2 protein-coding genes are annotated in these 1,968 nt (G+C 73.6%); both read left to right on the top strand.

What is annotated here, in order from left to right; genetic code table 11:
* Positions 1 to 1,080: alpha/beta hydrolase (locus NBZ85_RS30725; RefSeq protein WP_308205245.1), on the top strand; the 1,080-nt coding region annotated here is incomplete at its 5' end.
* A 335-nt stretch (positions 1,081 to 1,415) separates the two neighbouring features.
* Positions 1,416 to 1,968, top strand: a 553-nt coding sequence (locus tag NBZ85_RS30720) for a rhomboid-like protein (protein WP_261563379.1), incomplete at its 3' end; no start/stop codon positions are given.

Here is a 1,968-nt window from a genome sequence, read left to right as displayed (position 1 = left end):
GGCATGACGCTGGTGGCCTGGGTGGGTTGCCTGTGGCTGGCGCGGCGGGGCCGCCGGGCTGTCACGGCCGGGATGGCGGGGGTCGCCGTCCTGCTCACCCTCGCCACCGCGGCCGACCTCGTCAATGCCCACTACAGCTACCTGCCGCGGGTCGACGACGTCATCGGAGTCAAGTCCTGGCCGACCGCGTCGACCCATGACGTGGTCACCGCCGCGCCGGCGCAGACCTACCCGCACGGGACGGTCGTCGGCCTGCCGGTGCCCGGCGCCCGCAGCGGTTTCGGCGTCCAGCAGGCGTTGGTCTACCTGCCGCCCCAGTACTTCACCGAGCCGCACACCCGCTTCCCGGTGGTCTACCTGATGCACGGCTCCCCGGGGGTGCCGGTCGACTGGTACCGGGCGAACCGGGCCGCGCAGACCGGAGCCTGGCTCGCCGCCGACCACCGGCCGGCGATCCTCGTCGCCCCGCGGCTGAGCCGTGGCTGGCTCGACGACAGTGAATGCGTCGACCGGCCCGGTGAGCACATCGAGACCTACGTCATCGACGACGTGATCCCGACGATCGACGCCCGGCTGCGCGTCCTGCCCGACCGCGCCGACCGCGTCTTCGCCGGCATGTCCGCCGGTGGCTTCTGCGCGTTGAACCTCGGCCTGCGCCACCGGGACCTGGTCGGGTCGATCGTCGACATGTCCGGGATGGATCGGCCCACCCACGACGGGGGCATGGTCGGTCTGTTCGGCCATCGTCGAGATCTCGCCCGGGTCGTCGAGGCCAACACCCCGGCCCGCTACGCCGCCATGCTGGCGCCGGAGCCGCCGATGCGCATCTGGCTCGACTGCGGCCTCAGCGACCACGAGGCGCTTGGGGACACCCGGATGATGGCGTCGATCCTGAGCAGCCGGCCGGGGTTCACCGTCCGCCTGCGGCTGCGCCCGGGCGGCCACGACTTCGGCGTGTGGCGCCCGGCGCTGCGCGACGGCCTGGCCTGGACGCTCCCGTCGACGGCTGGCGTCCCGGTCCGGCTGACGGCGGGGCATCCGGTACCGCACCACGGCGCCCAGGCCACCGCGACGGCCTGACCTCGGGCGCTGACGCGGCCTCCGGGTGGGTTGGCACCGGCGTCAGCAGGGCTGTGGCGGTCGGCGTGTGGCGGCCGAAGTGTGGCGGTCGAAGTGTGGCGGTCGTCACATCGACGTTGCCTCGACGGGTAGCGGGGAATGCCGCGGCAGGCCACGATGTCATGACGGTGACGCTGATCCTCGCTGGGTGGGGGTGTTCCGTGATGCTGCCGGCTCGACGTAGTGACGGCCAGCGCCTCCTGTGGCGCCCGAACGCGTCGGACCGGCTGGTGTCATCGGACCGGGCGGTGTCGAGGCCGGTGACGTGGCTGCGGACAGTGCCACGGCGGTTCCCGGTGACGGGCGCCCTGCTGGTCGTGCTCGTCGCTGCCCGGGTGCTGCGTGCGGTTGACCCGGATCTCGCCCTCCGCTGGCAGTGGGCGACGAGCACCACCCTGCACCAGATGCTGCGCCACCCGCTCGGCGCCCTGCTCGGCAGCATCCCCTGGGTGGCCGATGGGCCGGTGGCGCCCTGGCTGGCATTCGCAGCCCTGGCCGTCGGCGGCCTGGAGGCCACCGTGGGAAGCGTGGCGGTGCTCGCGGTGGCATTCGGCGGCCACACCGCGGCGACGCTGATCTCCGAAGGGATTCTCGGGCTTCGGGTCGCGGCCGGCGGGCTGCCCTCCAGCGCGCTGCACGTACTCGATGTGGGCCCGAGCTACGCCCTCGGTGGCGCCCTCGCCGCCCTGGTCGCCCTGCCGACCCCCCGTCGGCTACGTACCGTGGCCGGCGTGACTCTCGCCGTTGTCGGCCCCGTGATGATGTACGGCGTCACCGACGGCGACCTCGACGGAGTCGGCCACACCGCCGCACTCGCCCTCGGCGGCCTCGCTGGGACCATCCCCGCCC

The organism is Frankia tisae, from assembly GCF_025403405.1.
In the GTDB taxonomy this organism is placed as follows: domain Bacteria; phylum Actinomycetota; class Actinomycetes; order Frankiales; family Frankiaceae; genus Frankia; species Frankia tisai.
The sequence above is the reverse complement of the archived record's forward strand: the minus strand, read 5'-3'. Positions and strand labels throughout refer to the sequence as shown.